Here is a 16,784-nt window from a genome sequence, read left to right on the forward strand (position 1 = left end):
ACCGCGTTCAGTCGAGCAGCACCGTCGCGAAGGTAGCGATCTGTCGGAATCCGACCCGGCTGTAGGCCCGGCGGGCGATGTTGTTGTAGTCGTTCACATACAGACTCGCGGTGCGACCCGAGGCCACCACCGCATTCGCCACCGCGGCCGTACCGCGGGTGCCCAGGCCCGCGCCGCGCCGTTCGGGATGGACCCACACGCCCTGGATCTGCCCGGTCCGCCGGGACAGCGATCCGACCTCGGCCTTGAACACCACTTCGCCGTCCTCGAAACGCGCCCAGGCGCGGCCGGATTCGATCAGGCTCTGGATCCGACGCCGATAGCCGCGGCCGCCGTCACCCGCGCGCGGATCGACCCCGACCTCCTCGATGAACATGGCGATAGCCGAGGTGAGATATCGCTCCAACTCATCGGGCCGGACTCGACGGACCTGCGTATCGGCGGTGGCCAGCGCGGGCTGGCCCATGGCCAACAGTGGTTGCGCACCGCGTAGCTCGCGTTCGGGTCCCCAATGCGCGGACAACATCTCCCACAGCGGCAGCGTCAATTCCTGACGCCCGACCACCGACGAACACACCCGCGGCCAGCGGACCGCCCGCGCGGCGAAGGCGCGCAACGCATCCTCATCACCGCGCAGGGGCACCAGATTCGCACCGGAGAAGCACAGGGACTCCGACGGTCCACCCCGACTCCACAGTTCGCCGTGCCCGACACCGGTATCCAAGCCGAATTCCTGTAACCGTGCCGCCACCATGCACGAGGCGATCGGATCGCTGTCCAGCACCCGCAGCACCTGTGCCAGATCCCGATTCGCGAGCTGACGCGCGGGGGCATCCTTGGCCCGTCGCGTCGGCTCCAGCAGACTCCGCACATCGACAGCCTGCCACGAATCGGCCGACTCCGGTACGGCTACTCGGGAACCCGTGCTAGCTGACGGTAACGACGGGTTCGCCCGCGCCTGCCGTCTCGCCCATCTCCTCGGCGATGCGCATGGCCTCTTCGATCAAGGTCTCCACGATCTGCGCCTCCGGCACGGTCTTGATGACCTCCCCCTTCACGAAGATCTGGCCCTTGCCGTTGCCCGAGGCGACACCGAGATCGGCCTCGCGTGCCTCACCCGGACCGTTCACCACACAGCCCATCACGGCCACCCGCAGCGGCACTTCCATGCCCTCCAGACCGGCGCTCACCGCATTGGCCAAGGTGTACACATCGACCTGGGCGCGACCGCAGGACGGACAGGAGACGATCTCGAGCTTGCGCGGGCGCAGGTTCAGCGACTGCAGAATCTGGCCGCCGACCTTGACCTCCTCGGCAGGCGGCGCGGACAGCGACACCCGAATCGTGTCGCCGATGCCCTCCGACAGCAGCGCACCGAACGCGACGGCGGACTTGATCGTGCCCTGGAACGCCGGACCGGCCTCGGTCACACCGAGGTGCAGCGGGTAATCCGACTGCGCGGCCAACTGACGGTAGGCCTCGACCATGACCACCGGATCGTTGTGCTTGACCGAGATCTTGATATCGCCGAAGCCGTGCTCCTCGAACAGGCTCGCCTCCCACAGCGCCGATTCGACCAGCGCCTCCGGGGTCGCCTTGCCATACTTCTCCAACATCCGCTTATCCAGCGAACCGGCATTCACGCCGATGCGAATCGGGATGCCCGCCGCGCCCGCGGCCTTGGCCACCTCGCCGACCCGGCCATCGAATTCCTTGATATTGCCCGGGTTTACGCGCACTGCGGCACAACCTGCATCAATGGCGGCGAAGATATAGCGCGGCTGGAAATGGATGTCCGCGATGACCGGGATCTGGCTCTTGCGCGCGATGGTCGCCAATGCGTCGGCGTCCTCCTGACGCGGACATGCGACGCGCACGATATCGCAGCCCGAGGCCGTCAGTTCGGCGATCTGCTGCAGGGTGGCGTTGACGTCGTGGGTCTTGGTGGTGGTCATCGACTGCACGGAAATCGGGTGATCGCTGCCGACGCCCACATTGCCCACCATCAATTGGCGGGTTTTGCGGCGAGGCGCGAGAACGGCCGCGGGTGCGGTCGGCATCCCCAATCCGATTGTGCTGGTCACTTTCGGCTGCCTACTTTCGTGCGTACTTTTTCGGGCCGTTCGCCTACCGAGCTTAGCCGCGTGCCGCGGCTGCTCACCCTGTGACAGCCATGACATGAGTCATGACACACAGGTGTCCCCGAAATGCCAGCAATCCGGCGTTCGCGGTAGTGATCGCGGCACAACCGCCACAGGTTAGCGCGTCAGCGGAACAGCTGGATCGGATTCACGATGTCGGCGACCAGCGTGAGAACCATATACGCACCGCCGATCACCACTGCGACGTAGGTCACCGGAAGCAGTTTCAGATAGTCCACCGGACCGCCCGGCGCCAGCCCCTTCCAGCCGCGCACGGTATTGCGGACCTTCTCGTAGAGCACCACCGCGATATGCCCGCCGTCCAGCGGCAACAGCGGCAACAGGTTGAATGCGCCGAGGAAGAAGTTCAGGCTGGCCAGGACCAGGATGAACACGCCCCACAGGCCACGCTCGGCGGTCTCACCACCGATCTTGCTCGCGCCGTAGACACTGACCGGAGTTTCCGGATCGCGCTCACCACCGGTGACCGCGGTCCACAGCGCGGAGACCTTCTGCGGCATCTGAGCCAGCGATTCCACGGTGCGCACGAACATCTGCCCGGTGTACGCGCCCGCGGCCGGGATCGCGGCCAGCGCGTTGTACTTCAGGGGTTCGTAGTACTCCGAACCGACGCCGACCGCGCTGACCTCGCGGCCCGGACCGCCGTCCTCGGGATAACGCGTGACGCGTTCCGGGGTGACCTCGATGGTCTGGGTCCGACCGTCGCGCTCGATGGTGTAGGCGAACGGGCCGGTCTGCTTCTGTGTTTCGGCGGTGAACTGCTGCCAGGTCGTCACCTTCACGCCATTGACGGCCTTGACCACGTCACCGCGCTGCAATCCGGCCCGCTGCGCCGGACCGGTGCCCTGGCAGTCGGCAAGCGACTTGTCCGGATTCTGCTGGGCGACGCATTTCATCGCGCCGATGGTGGTGGCGGGCGGCTGGTCGAAGCGCGGCAGGCCCCAGCCGATCGCGAGCACGACAAGCAGCAGGAACCCCAGCACGAAATTCATCGCGATCCCGCCGAACATCACGACCAGGCGCTTCCAGGTCTTCTGGCGGTACATGGCCCGGCCGAGATCCTCGGGTGCGAGTTCGTCCAAGGCGGTCATGCCCGCGATATCGCAGAAGCCGCCGAGCGGGAGCGCCTTGAGGCCGTATTCGGTTTCACCGCGCCGGAACGAGAAAATCTTCGGACCGAAGCCGATGAAATAGCGCCGCACCTTCATGCCGGTGGACTGGGCGGCCCACATATGCCCGCATTCGTGCAGCGCGATCGATATCGTGATGCCGAGGGCGAACAGTACGAACCCCAACGCGAACACCATTTGCTGTACAGCCCTCCTGCGTTGCGCAGCTCGCCTCAAATGAAGTGCGGCCGCCCGCAGCGGCCGCGATTACTCGCACCGGCACGTCCGTCCGCGCCGCGAGCACCCCGACCACAGTAACCGGACGCCGACAAACCCTCTCCGGTAAGTCTGCCAGGCCGCCGTCCTACGGCGCGCCCCATACGGTTCGATCAGCGGGTTACCAGTGTCCGCGCGTAGTCGCGGGCCCAGGTGTCGGCGGCGAGTACGTCCTGCAAAGTCTCGGGTTCGGCGCGCCACCGATCGGCCGCCTCGACCGCCCGGGCGACGGTGCGCACGATATCCGGGAAACGAATGATCCCGTCCAAGAACGCTTGCACCGCAATCTCATTCGCCGCGTTGTAGACCGCGGTGACGCTGCCGCCTGCGGTGCCCGCCTGCCTGGCCAGCTCGACCGCCGGGAATACCGCATTGTCGACCGGCTCGAATTCCCACGTCGACGCGGTGCTGAAGTCGCAGGCGGCGGCCGCGCCGGGCACGCGATCGGGCCAGCCGAGGGCCAGTGCGATCGGCAGCTTCATATCGGGCGGGCTGGCCTGGGCCAGCGTGGAGCCGTCTTTGAAGGTGACCATGGAGTGCACGATCGACTGCGGATGCACCGTCACATCGATGCGGTCGTAGGGCACCCCGAAAAGCAGATGCGTCTCGATCAGTTCGAGGCCCTTGTTCACCAACGATGCCGAATTCAGCGTATTCATCAGACCCATCGACCAGGTCGGATGCGCCTTCGCCTCGGACGGATTCACCGATTCCAGCATTTCGGTGGTCCAGCCCCGGAACGGACCACCCGACGCGGTCAGAACCAGCCGATCCACCTCCTCGGCCCGACCACCGCGCAGGCACTGGGCGAGCGCGGAATGTTCGGAGTCGACCGGCACGATCTGACCGGGTGCGGCGGCGCGGGTGACCAGCGAGCCGCCCGCGACGAGGGATTCCTTATTCGCCAGCGCCAGTCGGGTGCCCGATTGCAGGGTGGCCAGGGTCGGCTCCAGGCCGAGCGAACCGACCAATGCGTTGAGTACGACATCGGCCTCGGTGCGGCGCACCAGTTCGGTGACGGCGCCGGGACCGCTGAGTGCCAGATCGAGTCGGGTGCCCGCCGCCGGATCGGCGACCGCGACATTGCGGGTCCTGGTGGCAGCCATCTGCGCCGCGAGCAGCTCGGTGTTGCCGCCGCGCGCGGCCAGGCCGACCACCTCGAACTTGTCGGGATTGGCGGCTATCACCTCGAGCGCCTGGGTACCGATGGAACCGGTGCTGCCGAGCAGAAGGACTCTCACGATGTCGGACACGGGCCCATTGTGGCAGCGGGGCCAGCGACGCGCCCGAAGGCGGTAGCCTCCGTGACCACGTAGGGCGCCGCTGGCCCGCCCATCGAACACAGCCCTGGTGGCTACGACGAGCGGTCGTATGCCACGATATCGGCAGCAACACCCATACCGAGCTAAGGAGCGATCGTGGCCGCCACGGAACTCGAACCCACCAGTGACCGCGCAATCGTCACCCATGTGGACACCGCCGAGGTTCCGTCCGCCGAATGGGGCTGGAGCGGAGAATCACGCCGCACCTTCCGTGTCGCGGGCTGGGTCGTCTGCGTGATCCTGGTGGCCATGACCATCGGCAACCACAAGGGCCACATCGAGGATGTGTTCCTGGTCGGTTTCGCCGCCGTGATCGCGGGCATCTTGATCCGCGACTCGATTCTGCGCCGCAAGCCTCGGTAGTCCCACCGAAAGTCATCGACTCGCTCGGGGATTCGCCCGCCTAACGCCCTCGTCGCTTGGCGGGCTTTGTCTTGACTCCGGAACTCTTGACGGCGTTCTTCGTCGAGCGCTTGGTGGCTTTCTTCGGCTCGACCTTCTTGCGCTGAGCCTGGGCGCGCGAGCTGCGTTCCGAGCGGCCGCGCACGATGCCGACGAACTCCTCGATCAGTTCTGTGGTCTGCGCGGCGGGCCAGGCCAGCGCGATTTCGGTCTCCGGGACGCCCATCATCGTCCGGTAGACGAGGTCGCGGCGGGCGTGCAGGCGGGCGATGGAATGCGGAACGATGGCCACGCCGACACCGGCCGCGACCAATTCGATGGTGCCCGCGATCGCATCGATATCGCTCGAGTCCTGTATCCGTTCGCCCGCCAGATCACCCATGCCCACCTGTTCGAAAAGTGACAGTGTGTGGTCCTTGGGCAGTACTACGACGGGCAGCTCACGGTAGAGCGGAATCGCGCTCAGACCCGCACGATCAATGGGTAGGCGGACGAAGCAGGCGTCGACTCGCCCGTCACGCAGCGCGGCGAGTTGTTCGGCCATCGGAATCGGGATCACCTCCAGCGGGGTGTCCGGAAACCGCTCACCCCAGATCCGCGTCCACTTGGAGACCGTGACGCCGGGTACGAAGCCGACCCGCAGTTCGCCATCCTCCGGGGCCACGGGCTCCGGCTCTTCGCTGCGCGCGATGATGTCCCTGGCATCGCGCAGCAACTGCTGCCCGGCCTCGGTCAGCTGGGTCGGCTGGGCGCCGGGCACAAAGAGTTCGGTCCCGAGTTCTTGCTCCAAGTCGATCACCGTGTGACTCAACTTCTGCCGCGAAATATGCAGCGATTTCGCCGCGCGGGCGAAATGCAGTTCCTCGGCAACCGCGACAAACCAGCGCAGCCGGGTCACGTCGATGGACTCGGGGTTCATTCGTATGAGGGTATTGCCAGCGTCGCCGGGGACTGGCCAGGCGGGTGGTCTGAGGCCGCGGCCGGGCCGGATACGCTGTACCGGTGAGCCCGGATAAGAAACCGCAGACCATGAAGCCGCTGACCGCGGCGAACAAGCTCGGCATCTACCTTCCGGCGACGCCCGAGGAATTCCGCAACTCCCCGATCTCGCGCGCCGAACTCGAACAGTTGCGCACCGATCCCCCGGCCTGGCTGACCGAACTGCGCAGGACCGGCCCCTTCCCGCGCGATATCGTCGCCCGCAAACTCGGAGTTTCCAATACCGGCCTGGCCCGCGCCGAGGTCTCCGATGCGATGGACGCCGAGGAAATCGCCGCCCTGCTCGCCGACCCGCCCGAATGGCTGATCCGCGAGCGCGAGAACTACGCCGCGGTGCGCAAGGAGAACGAGCGCATCAAAACCCAGCAGGCCGAACGCCGCGCCACCTCCAACCGGCCCGCCAAGAACCGCACCTAGCACAGCCGCACCGACTGGGGTGCGGCTGTTTTCGGCGGGATCGGTTATGGCGCACCGGGTTTCGTGGTGACCAATTGGCAGGTTCCGTCGGTGCACGAGCGCTGCAGTCGGCCGCGCGAGAGGGTCTGCAGCAAGCCGATCGCCCAGCAGGTCGGGCAGCCGCGCAGTGCGACGAGCCCGACCGGCAGGAGCAACAGGCTCACCGGCCCGACCGCTGGCATGAGGGCGAGCGATCCGATGACAGCGCCGAATCCGATTGCGCCACGGGCCAAGTGGCGCGATAACGACGCACTGGCGAACTCGTCAGGCATGACCGACCTCCAAACTCTGCTGCACCGCCGAACGCGCCCGATGCAGCCGTGATTTCATCGCCGCGGTGCTCAGTCCGAGCAGATCCGCGACCATCGGACCGCTGTATCCCTGCACATCACGCATGATCAGCACCCGCCGCTGGTCGCCGGGCAGTGCCGCGATCGCTGCGGCCACCCGCTCGGCCTCCAATCGATTGATCGCCTCTTCTTCCGCCGAAGCGATAGCCGAGTCGGGAATCGGCTCGGCCCGACGCACACCCAATCGCAATTGCCGTAGACATTCGTTGCGCACGATCCGAAACATCCACGAGGCCAACGCACCTGATGCCCGCAATGTCCCGATCTTGCGATACAGAATGATCAACGCCTCCTGCGCCGCGTCTTCGGCGTCCTCCGGCGTCGCGCACACCGAGTAGGCGAACCGCCGCACATGCGGATGCGATCCGGACACCAGCGTGGTGATCGACTCGATATCGCCCGCCCGCGCCGCGGCGACGAGATGTTCGTCGGGCCAGCGCACTTCGGTCACCGCGACCGGCTCCGCCGCCGCAGCACGGTGATGCTGCACGCGCAAATGAGCAGCGCCCCAACAACAATCGCAGCAATGATCACGACGTACCTCCGATCTTGTGCCGACCGTGTTGCCGACACAAGTATGAGAGGTGTAAACCGGCACAAAGGATTCACCGCGATCCAGCGGTGCGGCGCGATCCGAGCGGACAAATGACCAGACGTTGTTACCATGTGCCAAGGGAAATAGAGGGAGGTGCGGTGGCTGAGGCCGATCGGGCGCCGGTGCGCGTCGATCCATCCAAGCCGAACGCTGCTCGGGTATACAACTACCTGCTCGGTGGTAAGGACAACTACGAGGTGGACCAGCGAGTCGCCGAGCGAATGCTCGCGGTCGCGCCGGACACCAAGACGACGGCCTGGTTCAGTCGCAAATTCCTGCTCAACGCCGTGGAAGACGCGGCCGAGGCGGGGATTCGGCAGTTCATCGATATCGGCGCCGGAATTCCCATCTCGCCCAACGTGCACGAGGTTGCGCAGAAGGTCGACCCATCGGCCCGCGTCGTGATGATCGACTACGACCCGGTCGTGTACGTGCACACCAACGCGCTGCTGTCCGGTACGTCCGGTGTCACATCGATACTCGGTGATATTCGCCGAACGGACGAGATCATCGAGAAGGCGCGGACCGAGGGAAAGATCGACTTCGACCAGCCGGTAGCGATTCTGATAGTCGGCGTACTGCACTTCGTGATGGACGACGAGAATCCGGCCGGGATCATGGCGCGACTGCGCGATGTGATGGCGCCGGGAAGCATCCTGGCCTTCACCCACGGATCGGTCGACACATACGCGGATTTCGTCGCGCAGTCGACCGGGGATACCGACGGCAGTTCGGCGCAGGTCCAGTTCCGGACCCCGGATATGGTGGCCGCCTACCTGGATGGTTTCGAGGTGGTCGAACCCGGTCTGGTGCCGGTACAGGATTGGCTCGACGACGATCTGCCACGCACCAAGTTGGTGCTGTTGGGCGGCATCGGTCGCAAACCCTAGGTCGCGGCGAGCGTATCGGCGCGGGACGCGAGCGCGTCGGCGATGGGACGGGGACGGCGACCGAGGCCACACGCACTCGCGACGCCGTCCACCGGTCTCTCCAGCGCGGTCTCGATCATCCGTAGGGTTTCGACCTGCTCTGGCACCGTGGGAATGTCGTGGACGAAGCCCGCATAGAAATTGGTGCCCTCGTCGAGTGACAGGTCCGCCAGAGGTGCGTAGAACCCGGGATCCGTCGACGGCGGGATATCGCCCGCGGCGAGCGGACCGTGCACATAGGTCAGCGGGCGATCCGACGGCCATTGCCGGACAACGGAATTGGCCAGCTCCACGAATGGGCGCAGATCACGCATATGGGCCCGCGACTTGTTGCGCATGCTGCCGACGCACAGGTGCACACCGAATCTCGTTCCCGCAGGCGCGGATTCGGCCAGCGCGGCGATCCCCTGCCCGAGACGCAACGCCGCCTCCACCCGCTGGTGCAACGGTTGCGTCTTCGCCATGAGCACCATTTCCGCGGTGGCCTCCAATTGCATGACCACGTCGGTTCCCACCAGTTCGTGGATGGCCGCGATATCGCGAACGGTCGCGTCCCGAAATGCCTTGCGATGCGACCGGACACCGGAAATGCCCATGGCGATGAACGCCAGGGTGAAATCGGTCGGCATCCCGATCTGCAGGCTCAGTTCGGGCAGCTCGCGCGCCGCGCGCAAATCCCGAAATATCGGGAGCGCCTCCTCGGCCTCGGCGAGATAACCGAGGTCCATCATGGCGCCGGTCAGCTCCCGACCGGGCGGGACGCGATGGATCGTCCGTTCGCTGCTCGACCGCCAGGTGCCGGACTTCTTCACTTCCAATGCGCCCTGCGCCACCAGATCCTGGATGATCGGCTGAATGTAGAACTCATAGCGACGCGTTTCGCCGGTCGGGAGCGTGCGTAGGCGCGGTCCCGCGGCATCAAGCATCGCACGCATCGCATCGTCGGTACTCGGACCCGGAAAGCTGCCGACGAAATGCACACCACGCGAACCCATGCCGTGCATCGTAGATCGCATCTTCGCCACGCAACCCCATAGCTACGGATCTCCGTGTGCGGTATGGTGATTCGCCAGAAGATGGCGCGGCGCACGATATTTCCCATTCGGAGGGAACGCGGTGACGAACAAGCTCTACGCCCGGATGCTGGTGGCCGCTACCGCGGCGGCGACAATGCTCGGGGTGATGCCGGGCACGGCCGGTGCCGATCCGGCCGGGGCACCCGACCGTTGTCAGCAGATCTCCTTCCCGGTACCGCAGGGAACCTTGGGCGCGACCCTGTGCCTGCCGGACCGGCCCACCGACACCGTCATGGTGTTGATGGCGGGCTCCAATTACAACCACACCTACTGGGACTTCCCTTACGCCCCAGAGACTTACAACTTCCGACGCGCGATGAACGCGGCGGGCTACGCGACGCTGGTGGTCGATCGACTCGGTAACGGCGCGAGCACTCGTCCGCCGAGCATGTCACTGACCGCGACGGCCACCGCGGAAGCCCTGCACAACATCGTGCAGGCCCTGCGGCACGGACTCGCGGGCGCACAGCCGTTCGGCAAGGTCGTCACCGGTGGTCATTCGCTGAGTTCGGGCACCTCGGTCATGGAGGCCACCGCCTATCACGACGTCGACGGCGTACTGCTCACCGGATACTCGCATACCCTGAGCGTGCCGGACGTCCTCGGTGTGATCGGCACCTACTACCAAGCGGTGCAGGATCCTGTATTCGCCAGCCGCGGATACGATTCAGGCTATCTCGTGACTCGGCCGGGCACTCGCGTCGGTGATTTCTTCGGACCGGATAATTTCGATCCGCAGGTGCTCGCGATCGATGAGGCGACCAAGGAAACCTTCTCGCTCACCGAATATCCGGACGGACTCACCTCCACCCTGCCCGGTATGTCCAGCTTGATCACCGCTCCGGTCATGCTGGTCAATGGCAGTCTGGACCGGTTGTCGTGCGGACCCGCCTATTCGATCTGCGCCGACAGCGCGACCCTGCAAGCCGCGGAGGCCGCGTTTTTCAGTCCGGCGGCGCGGTTGCGCACCTTCGTGCTGCCCGGCAGCGGACATTCGGTGAATCTCGCACGGAACACCGCCCAGTATCAGGCCGCCGTCATCGACTGGATGAAGTCGGTCGTCGGATAGTTCGATCTACCTGCGGCATTTCAGTTTCCGTGGTCACAACGGACTGAACTGCGGAGGGAATGGGCGCACCACCGCCGCCGCGCGGCCGTGCGCCTCGGGATCGCACAGATAGCGCACCGGCTGACCTTCCGCCAGTGCGCGATAGCCCGGCACATCGATACGGCTGTATTCGACGAAAACCGGCGACTGCCGCACACCGTCGGGATCGATGAAGCCGAACCCACGCTGTTCGTCGAACCAGGCCACCGTACCGGTCAGCCATACCGAGGTCGGATCGATAACGCTGCTCATCGTAGCCTCCACGAGGTCGGGATCGGCGATACCCCCGCATTGGGCCTACCCGCGAATACGGCTGGTAAACACCACTTTTCAGGGCCTGAAATCGGCGCGCGACCGGGTGACATCAACTCGATTAAGCCATCCGATCCGGGGTAGGTCGCAGATGTGGTCCGAACCGGGGCCGCAGATAGTTCCAACTACCGAAAAGGAGTGCCGACCATGGCAGATCCGAAGAACCCCGGGCAGTTCGGCAATCGCAAGGACACCCAGGAGCAGGCCAGCAAGGGCGGGAAGGCCAGTACCGGAAGCTTCGGCCAGCAGAACGCCGCGGACCCGCACGAGGCGGGCCGTAAGGGCGCACAGGCGCAGCCGACGGCGGCCAAGCAGAAGGGCGGCCAGCACAGCCACAGCGGCAGCTAGCTCCCCCTGTCGAGCGGGCCTCGGTTATTTCGATCCGGGGCCCGTTCGCATGCGTCGAATATCGCGGACGAACCTGGGTAAGCGCCCGACATGGTCACCTTCGGATACTTCTTAGCCAGCGAACAGTTCGGGCCGAAAGAACTCGTCGAGCAGGCCAAACGCGCCGAACAGGCCGGGTTCGAACGGCTGTGGATCTCCGACCACTTCCATCCGTGGAATGACGCCGAGGGGCACAGCCCCTTCGTATGGGGCACTATCGGGGCGCTCTCGGAGGCCACCGACCTCCCGATCACCACGGCGGTCACCTGCCCCACCGTCCGCATCCATCCCGTGATCATCGCGCAGGCCGCCGCGACCGCCGCCGTCCAACTCGACGGCAACTTCGTTCTCGGCGTCGGCAGCGGTGAGGCGCTCAACGAGCACATTCTCGGCGATCCGTGGCCCTCGCCCGCCGTCCGACTCGAAATGCTCGAGGAGGCGGTACAGCTCATCCGGCGGCTGCACCGCGGCGGCAACGTCAACCATCGCGGCGAGTACTACACCGTGCAGGACGCCAGAATCTACACCCTGCCCGATAATCCGGTGCCGATCTACATCTCCGGATTCGGCCCGCGGGCAACGCAATTGGCGGCCCGCATCGGCGACGGCTTCTGCACCGTACTGCCCGATGCCGATGCGGTCGACACCTTCCGTACCGCGGGCGGCGGCGCGAAACCGGTCCAGGCGGGGGCCAAAGTCAGCTGGGCCCGCGACGAGGAGTCGGGTCTGGATGCCGCACACCGTCTCTGGGCCAATGAGCTGCTGCCGGGCCAGCTTCCCCAAACTCTGCCGCGACCGTGCGATTTCGAGGACGCGATGAGTCTGATCGGTCGCGAATCCACCCGCGAACACTTCGCCACCGGGCCCGACCCGGAACGTCATATCCGCCAGCTTCGGCAGTACCTCGATGCCGGTGTCGACGAACTGTACGTCCAACAGATCGGGCCCGATCTGGATGGCTTCTTCACCGCGTGGGAGAAGGAGATCCAGCCAGCCCTGAGCTGAACGCCAGGCCGCTAGGCCGGTACCGCGACGGTCGTCCGGTTCCAGACCCGGTGCCGGGCAAGGGCATTCGCGAACGGCTCGATGAAGTCCTCGGCCACGCCCGCACCGCTGGCGGTCGTGGTGAAGATACCTGCCCGCGCATCCTGATCGGCATCGGATACGACACCGGCGACCCGCAGCAGCGCCACACCTTCGCCGAAGCCGCCGACCGGTTTGGCGTGTTTGAATGCCTCCAGGACGAAATGCACCGCCGCGCCATTGCCCGCCAGCGAGTCGGCGGACTGCTTTCCACCCGCGACCAGCACCGCATCGTAGAGAACCGAGGCGACGGTTGCCAAAGACCTGTCCACAGTGAGTGTTTCGCCGTCACCGCCGTCACCGCCCAACGTACCGGCGTGCGGCGCAAGCACTTCGGGCACCGCACCACGGTCGGCCAACCACGATTTGACGCGGCGTACACCGAGTGTGTCCACACCGTCGGCGGCCAGGATCGCGATCTTGCGGGTCGCGATGGTGTCGGTGACCGTATTCAGTTGCGACAGTGCGGGGGACACCACCGCCTCCCGATCACCCGAGTCGGATTGCGGTACCGGCATACCCAGTTCACCCGCGACCCGCTCGGCCAGCTCGGGCTCGATCCGCACCAGATGCTCGAGCACCCTGGTCCGGATGATCGGCCGCTCCACCTTGCCCAGTTCGAAGGCGAAGGCAGCGACGATGTGATCGGCCTCCGGCGGTGACATACTGCGCCAGAACATTCGTGGCTGGCGGTAGTACTCCCGAAAACTGCTGGCGCGCTGTCGAATAGCCGAACCTGTGAGTGGCTCGGCATAGTGCTGGAACATCTCGGTATCCGCCAATGCCGGACAACCGCCGCCGATGCTGTTTTTGGTATACGCGGCCTCGCCCTGCGGAATGGCATGCTGGCCGTAGCCATCTTGCTGGTGATTGCGCACATCGGCGACCGGCCGATTGATCGGCAGCTGGGCGAAATTCGGCCCACCCAACCGGATCAGCTGGGTGTCCAGGTAGGAGAAGTTGCGCAACTGCAGCAGCGGATCATCGGTGAAATCGATGCCGGGCACCAGATTGGCGGTGTGGAAGGCCACCTGCTCGGTCTCGGCGAAGAAGTTGTCCGGGTTGCGGTCCAGCACCATGCGCCCGACCGGCTGCACCGGAACCTGTTCTTCCGGAATGATTTTGGTCGCATCGAGCAGGTCGAAGTCGAAGCCGAATTCGTTCTCGTCCGAAACCAACTGCACGCCCAGCTCCCACTCCGGATACTGACCCGCCGCGATGCAGTCCCACAGATCACGGCGATTGAAGTCGGGGTCACGTCCGGCGATCTGCTGACATTCGTCCCAAACGAGCGAATGCACGCCGAGTTTCGGTGTCCAGTGGAACTTGACGAAGGTGCCTCGCCCCTCGCTGTTGACCAGCCGGAAGGTGTGAACGCCGAAGCCCTGCATCATGCGGTAGCTGCGCGGCAGCGCCCGGTCCGACATCAGCCACATGATCGCGTGCAGCGTCTCCGGCTGTTGGCCGACGAAGTCCCACAGCGTGTCGTGCGCGGAGGCGGCCTGCGGAATCTCGTTGTGCGGCTCGGGTTTCACCGCATGCACGAAATCCGGGAATTTGATTCCGTCCTGGATGAAGAACACCGGGAAGTTATTGCCGACCAGATCGTAATTGCCCTGGGCGGTATAGAACTTGGTCGCGAAACCACGCACATCGCGCACGGTATCCGCGGATCCGCGCGATCCGGCGACGGTCGAAAACCGCACGAACACCGGCGTTTCCACGCTCGAATCGGTGAGGAAGCGAGCGGTGGTGAACTCGCCGAGCCAGCCGTCGTAGGGCCGGAAGTGACCGTAGGCGCCCGCACCTCGGGCATGGACCACCCGCTCCGGGATCCGCTCATGATCGAAGTGGGTGATCTTCTCCCTGGCATGGAAATCGGCCAGCAGCGTCGATCCGCGCTCGCCCACTTTCAGGGCGTCATCGGTACTGTCCACCCGTACGCCCTGCTGGGTGGTCAGCTTTCCCTGTTCGCGGTCCACCCGGTATCGATCCAGTTGGCGCTGCTTCTCATTCGATGCGCCGTTCCTATTCGTAGCGTCGGTCATGCCGTTCACCCTTCGGTCTTGCGGCGCCAATCGCGCACCGCATCGCGAATCCGGTCGAAGAGCGCAAGCGGCGGTCCGGCAACGATATTCGCCAGCGCGGACTCCCCTGCCTCCGGATGCGGCCGGGTCGGGGCGACGGCCTCAGCGACCCGCACGACATCGGCCAGCACCGCACTCTCATTGGCGGAAATCTCCTGGCGCAGCTGGTCGAATTCCTCCTTCTCCTCCATATCGGCGTGTTCGATGACCGATTCGGCGAAGGAGCGGAACTTGGTATCGAAATCCGCATGCTGCACGCCCATGTCGTAGAGCTCGACCAAGACATGCTTGGCCTCTTCCTCTTCGTGCAACCTGCTGTCGACAACGCTGTCGGGCACCGATGCGCGCCGTGATGCCGGATGCACCACTTCCTCTTCGGCACTTTCGTGCACGGCCAGCGCGCGGACCAACTCCTCGAACGGCTTGCGCTTGGCCGCACCCTGCGCGAGCTGTACCTGTTCGATCAGGCCTTTGATCACTTCGTGCTGGGCCAGCAAGAGCGTGACGACGTCTTCCTTCTGACCGGTGGCCATTGCGTACCTCCTCGATCGGGGACGGAGCCACCGCGGCTCCTCTCGTCCGCGCATACCCCCGAGCGGCACACTCACACCTGAGGGCCAGGCAGTGCGGACGAGCCGGAGCCGAGCCGGTCAGCGGGTCGCGGTCAGTCCGTCGACACCGCCTCCACCACCCCGCCGGTATCGGCCCTACCGAGCGCGACCGCCACATCGGCCTGCGCAACGATGCCCACCAACTGGTCACCATCGAGCACCGGCACCCGGCGGATCTGATGCACCGACATCACATTGAGCACCTCACCGGCATCGGTGCCGGCCTGCACCGTGATCGGTGTGCCCTCGGCCAGTTCCCCGGCCTTGACGCCGATCGGATCCTTGTTCTCGGCAAGTACCTTCACCACGATGTCACGGTCGGTGAGCATGCCCTTGAGCCGGTTGTCCTCACCACAGATCGGCAACGCGCCAACGCTCAGCTGTTTCATCAACTTGGCGGCCTCGACCACCGAATCGCTGGATCGTACGCACTGCACACCTTCGGTCATGAGTTCACGCGCGGTTGTCATAGTTGTCCTCCTATTCGTCGCAAGCAGATTCGGTTTCGCGGTACCCGTCGTGGTGTCCGATACACCACTGATCCGGCCCTGATTGCCCCTGAAGATCTGGGGTATCCGCTCGAACGAGACGACCCATCCGAACGGAGAGGACGCCATGCACCCTGGACCCGACCAGCCCGCATCCGATCGGCTGCGCTCCGACTTTCCGGACCGCGCCCGCATCACCAGAAATCACGCGGGCGAATTGATCGCCGACACCCACAACTGGCCCGGCGTCATCCTGGTACTGCTCGGCGTAGTCGGCGCCGCCCTGACGCTCACCGCCGCAGGCTACGGATTCGCCGGTTGGGCCATCGTCGCGGGCATCGCCACCGCCCTGTGCCTCATCTGCGGCGGCGGACTGATACTCGCCGAGCACCGCCGCGTCAAGGCCGACGAAGGCCGCGAACTGCTCGACCCAGGAGGGCACTGACCCGCGGTCATCTGCGACACTCGGCGGGCCATGGACGAACCCATATGCGCTTGGCCGAATTAGTCGCATCCCTCTCACTGGCCACCGATTTCGGCCTCGGCCAGCCGGAAGAACATGTGCTGCGCCAGACCGTCATCGCCACCCGCTTGGCGGCGGCAGCCTGACCCTCCGAGGACGAGCAGGCCGCCACCTTCTATAAATCGCTGCTGGTGCCTGGCCGAGATCGGCGCGATCGACCGCATCGCGGTGCCATTTTGGCATCCGAGCGAATCACCTTGCTGCACAACGAGGTCGAGGCCGGTCGACTCGATGCCGATGCGGTGCGCGCCGTGCTCGCCGCCGCGGGTCACCGCACACCGCGCCGCCCGAACCAGACCGACGGACTCACCGGACGCGAAATCGAAGTCCTCGCACTGCTGGTCCGCGGCCTGATCCCACCCGGCCTCTTCGACACCACCGGCACCGCGGCGGCCACCGACCGCTTCGAGCGCTGGTTCCGCGGCGAAGACACCTTCGAACTACTCGACGCCACCGCCGGTCGCCTCGGCGAAAAACTCTATCGGCGCTGGCGAATCCGAATGTGCCCT

19 protein-coding genes and 1 pseudogene are annotated in these 16,784 nt (G+C 65.4%); 8 read left to right on the forward strand and 12 right to left on the reverse strand.

What is annotated here, in order from left to right:
• Positions 1-7 precede the first annotated feature (7 nt).
• From NA5_RS32495 to dxr, 4 genes are all read right to left on the reverse strand, one after another.
• Positions 8-871: a GNAT family N-acetyltransferase gene (locus NA5_RS32495; RefSeq protein ID WP_084484597.1), complete on the reverse strand. Its 864-nt coding sequence runs from the start codon at positions 869-871 to the stop codon at positions 8-10.
• 55 nt (positions 872-926) lie between these two features.
• Positions 927-2,084: a flavodoxin-dependent (E)-4-hydroxy-3-methylbut-2-enyl-diphosphate synthase gene (ispG, locus tag NA5_RS32500; protein WP_062992838.1), complete on the reverse strand. Its 1,158-nt coding sequence runs from the start codon at positions 2,082-2,084 to the stop codon at positions 927-929.
• A gap of 182 nt (positions 2,085-2,266) precedes the next feature.
• On the reverse strand, positions 2,267-3,469 hold the full coding sequence (locus NA5_RS32505; protein ID WP_062992839.1) for a M50 family metallopeptidase: 1,203 nt from the start codon (positions 3,467-3,469) through the stop codon (positions 2,267-2,269).
• A gap of 191 nt (positions 3,470-3,660) precedes the next feature.
• On the reverse strand, positions 3,661-4,800 hold the full coding sequence (gene dxr / locus NA5_RS32510) for a 1-deoxy-D-xylulose-5-phosphate reductoisomerase (protein ID WP_062992840.1): 1,140 nt from the start codon (positions 4,798-4,800) through the stop codon (positions 3,661-3,663).
• Positions 4,801-4,965: 165 nt separating this feature from the next.
• Between dxr and NA5_RS32515 the strand changes: the two genes are divergently transcribed.
• Entirely contained in the window at positions 4,966-5,232 is a 267-nt protein-coding gene (locus tag NA5_RS32515; protein WP_062992841.1) for a DUF2631 domain-containing protein, read from the forward strand.
• Between the two features lie 40 nt (positions 5,233-5,272).
• Here the strand turns inward: NA5_RS32515 and NA5_RS32520 are convergent, their stop codons facing one another.
• Complete coding sequence (locus tag NA5_RS32520; RefSeq protein ID WP_062992842.1) at positions 5,273-6,190, reverse strand: LysR family transcriptional regulator; 918 nt, start codon at positions 6,188-6,190, stop codon at positions 5,273-5,275.
• Positions 6,191-6,273: 83 nt separating this feature from the next.
• On the opposite strand from NA5_RS32520, the gene NA5_RS32525 reads away from it, so the two are divergent.
• A complete protein-coding gene (locus tag NA5_RS32525) occupies positions 6,274-6,687 on the forward strand; it encodes a DUF5997 family protein (RefSeq protein WP_062992843.1) in 414 nt (137 codons plus the stop codon).
• A 44-nt stretch (positions 6,688-6,731) separates the two neighbouring features.
• Here the strand turns inward: NA5_RS32525 and NA5_RS32530 are convergent, their stop codons facing one another.
• Complete coding sequence (locus NA5_RS32530) at positions 6,732-6,998, reverse strand: hypothetical protein (RefSeq protein WP_062992844.1); 267 nt, start codon at positions 6,996-6,998, stop codon at positions 6,732-6,734.
• Entirely contained in the window at positions 6,991-7,566 is a 576-nt protein-coding gene (locus NA5_RS32535; protein WP_245672500.1) for an RNA polymerase sigma factor, read from the reverse strand. The genes NA5_RS32530 and NA5_RS32535 overlap by 8 nt, the downstream gene beginning before the upstream one ends.
• A 203-nt stretch (positions 7,567-7,769) precedes the next feature.
• On the opposite strand from NA5_RS32535, the gene NA5_RS32540 reads away from it, so the two are divergent.
• On the forward strand, positions 7,770-8,561 hold the full coding sequence (locus NA5_RS32540) for an SAM-dependent methyltransferase (protein WP_245672501.1): 792 nt from the start codon (positions 7,770-7,772) through the stop codon (positions 8,559-8,561).
• Here NA5_RS32540 and NA5_RS32545 read toward each other — a convergent pair.
• Entirely contained in the window at positions 8,558-9,595 is a 1,038-nt protein-coding gene (locus NA5_RS32545; protein WP_062992868.1) for a hypothetical protein, read from the reverse strand. The genes NA5_RS32540 and NA5_RS32545 overlap by 4 nt on opposite strands.
• A 121-nt stretch (positions 9,596-9,716) precedes the next feature.
• Between NA5_RS32545 and NA5_RS32550 the strand changes: the two genes are divergently transcribed.
• Positions 9,717-10,745 (forward strand): alpha/beta hydrolase, encoded by a 1,029-nt coding sequence (locus NA5_RS32550; protein ID WP_245672502.1) that lies wholly within the window; start codon positions 9,717-9,719, stop codon positions 10,743-10,745.
• 33 nt (positions 10,746-10,778) lie between these two features.
• On the opposite strand, the gene NA5_RS32555 is transcribed toward NA5_RS32550, so the two are convergent.
• On the reverse strand, positions 10,779-11,036 hold the full coding sequence (locus NA5_RS32555; protein ID WP_062992846.1) for a cold shock domain-containing protein: 258 nt from the start codon (positions 11,034-11,036) through the stop codon (positions 10,779-10,781).
• Positions 11,037-11,243: 207 nt separating this feature from the next.
• Here NA5_RS32555 and NA5_RS32560 point away from each other — a divergent pair, with 207 nt between their 5' ends.
• Together NA5_RS32560 and NA5_RS32565 are read left to right on the forward strand one after the other, a co-directional pair.
• Entirely contained in the window at positions 11,244-11,444 is a 201-nt protein-coding gene (locus NA5_RS32560; RefSeq protein ID WP_062992847.1) for a hypothetical protein, read from the forward strand.
• A 90-nt stretch (positions 11,445-11,534) separates the two neighbouring features.
• Complete coding sequence (locus NA5_RS32565; protein WP_062992848.1) at positions 11,535-12,488, forward strand: TIGR03557 family F420-dependent LLM class oxidoreductase; 954 nt, start codon at positions 11,535-11,537, stop codon at positions 12,486-12,488.
• 11 nt (positions 12,489-12,499) lie between these two features.
• On the opposite strand, the gene NA5_RS32570 is transcribed toward NA5_RS32565, so the two are convergent.
• From NA5_RS32570 to NA5_RS32580, 3 genes are all read right to left on the reverse strand, one after another.
• Positions 12,500-14,614: a catalase gene (locus tag NA5_RS32570; RefSeq protein WP_062992870.1), complete on the reverse strand. Its 2,115-nt coding sequence runs from the start codon at positions 14,612-14,614 to the stop codon at positions 12,500-12,502.
• Positions 14,615-14,619: 5 nt separating this feature from the next.
• Positions 14,620-15,186, reverse strand: a complete 567-nt coding sequence (locus NA5_RS32575; RefSeq protein ID WP_062992849.1) for a hemerythrin domain-containing protein — start codon at positions 15,184-15,186, stop codon at positions 14,620-14,622.
• A 131-nt stretch (positions 15,187-15,317) separates the two neighbouring features.
• Positions 15,318-15,734, reverse strand: a complete 417-nt coding sequence (locus tag NA5_RS32580; protein ID WP_062992850.1) for a CBS domain-containing protein — start codon at positions 15,732-15,734, stop codon at positions 15,318-15,320.
• Positions 15,735-15,879: 145 nt separating this feature from the next.
• Between NA5_RS32580 and NA5_RS32585 the strand changes: the two genes are divergently transcribed.
• Positions 15,880-16,197 carry a hypothetical protein gene (locus NA5_RS32585; protein ID WP_062992871.1) on the forward strand — a complete coding sequence of 106 codons (318 nt, stop codon included), beginning with the start codon at positions 15,880-15,882 and terminating at the stop codon, positions 16,195-16,197.
• 254 nt (positions 16,198-16,451) lie between these two features.
• Positions 16,452-16,784: pseudogene (locus NA5_RS32590) on the forward strand (hypothetical protein); the annotation flags it as partial.

Source organism: Nocardia anaemiae NBRC 100462 (assembly GCF_001612725.1).
Classification (GTDB): Bacteria; Actinomycetota; Actinomycetes; order Mycobacteriales; family Mycobacteriaceae; genus Nocardia; species Nocardia anaemiae.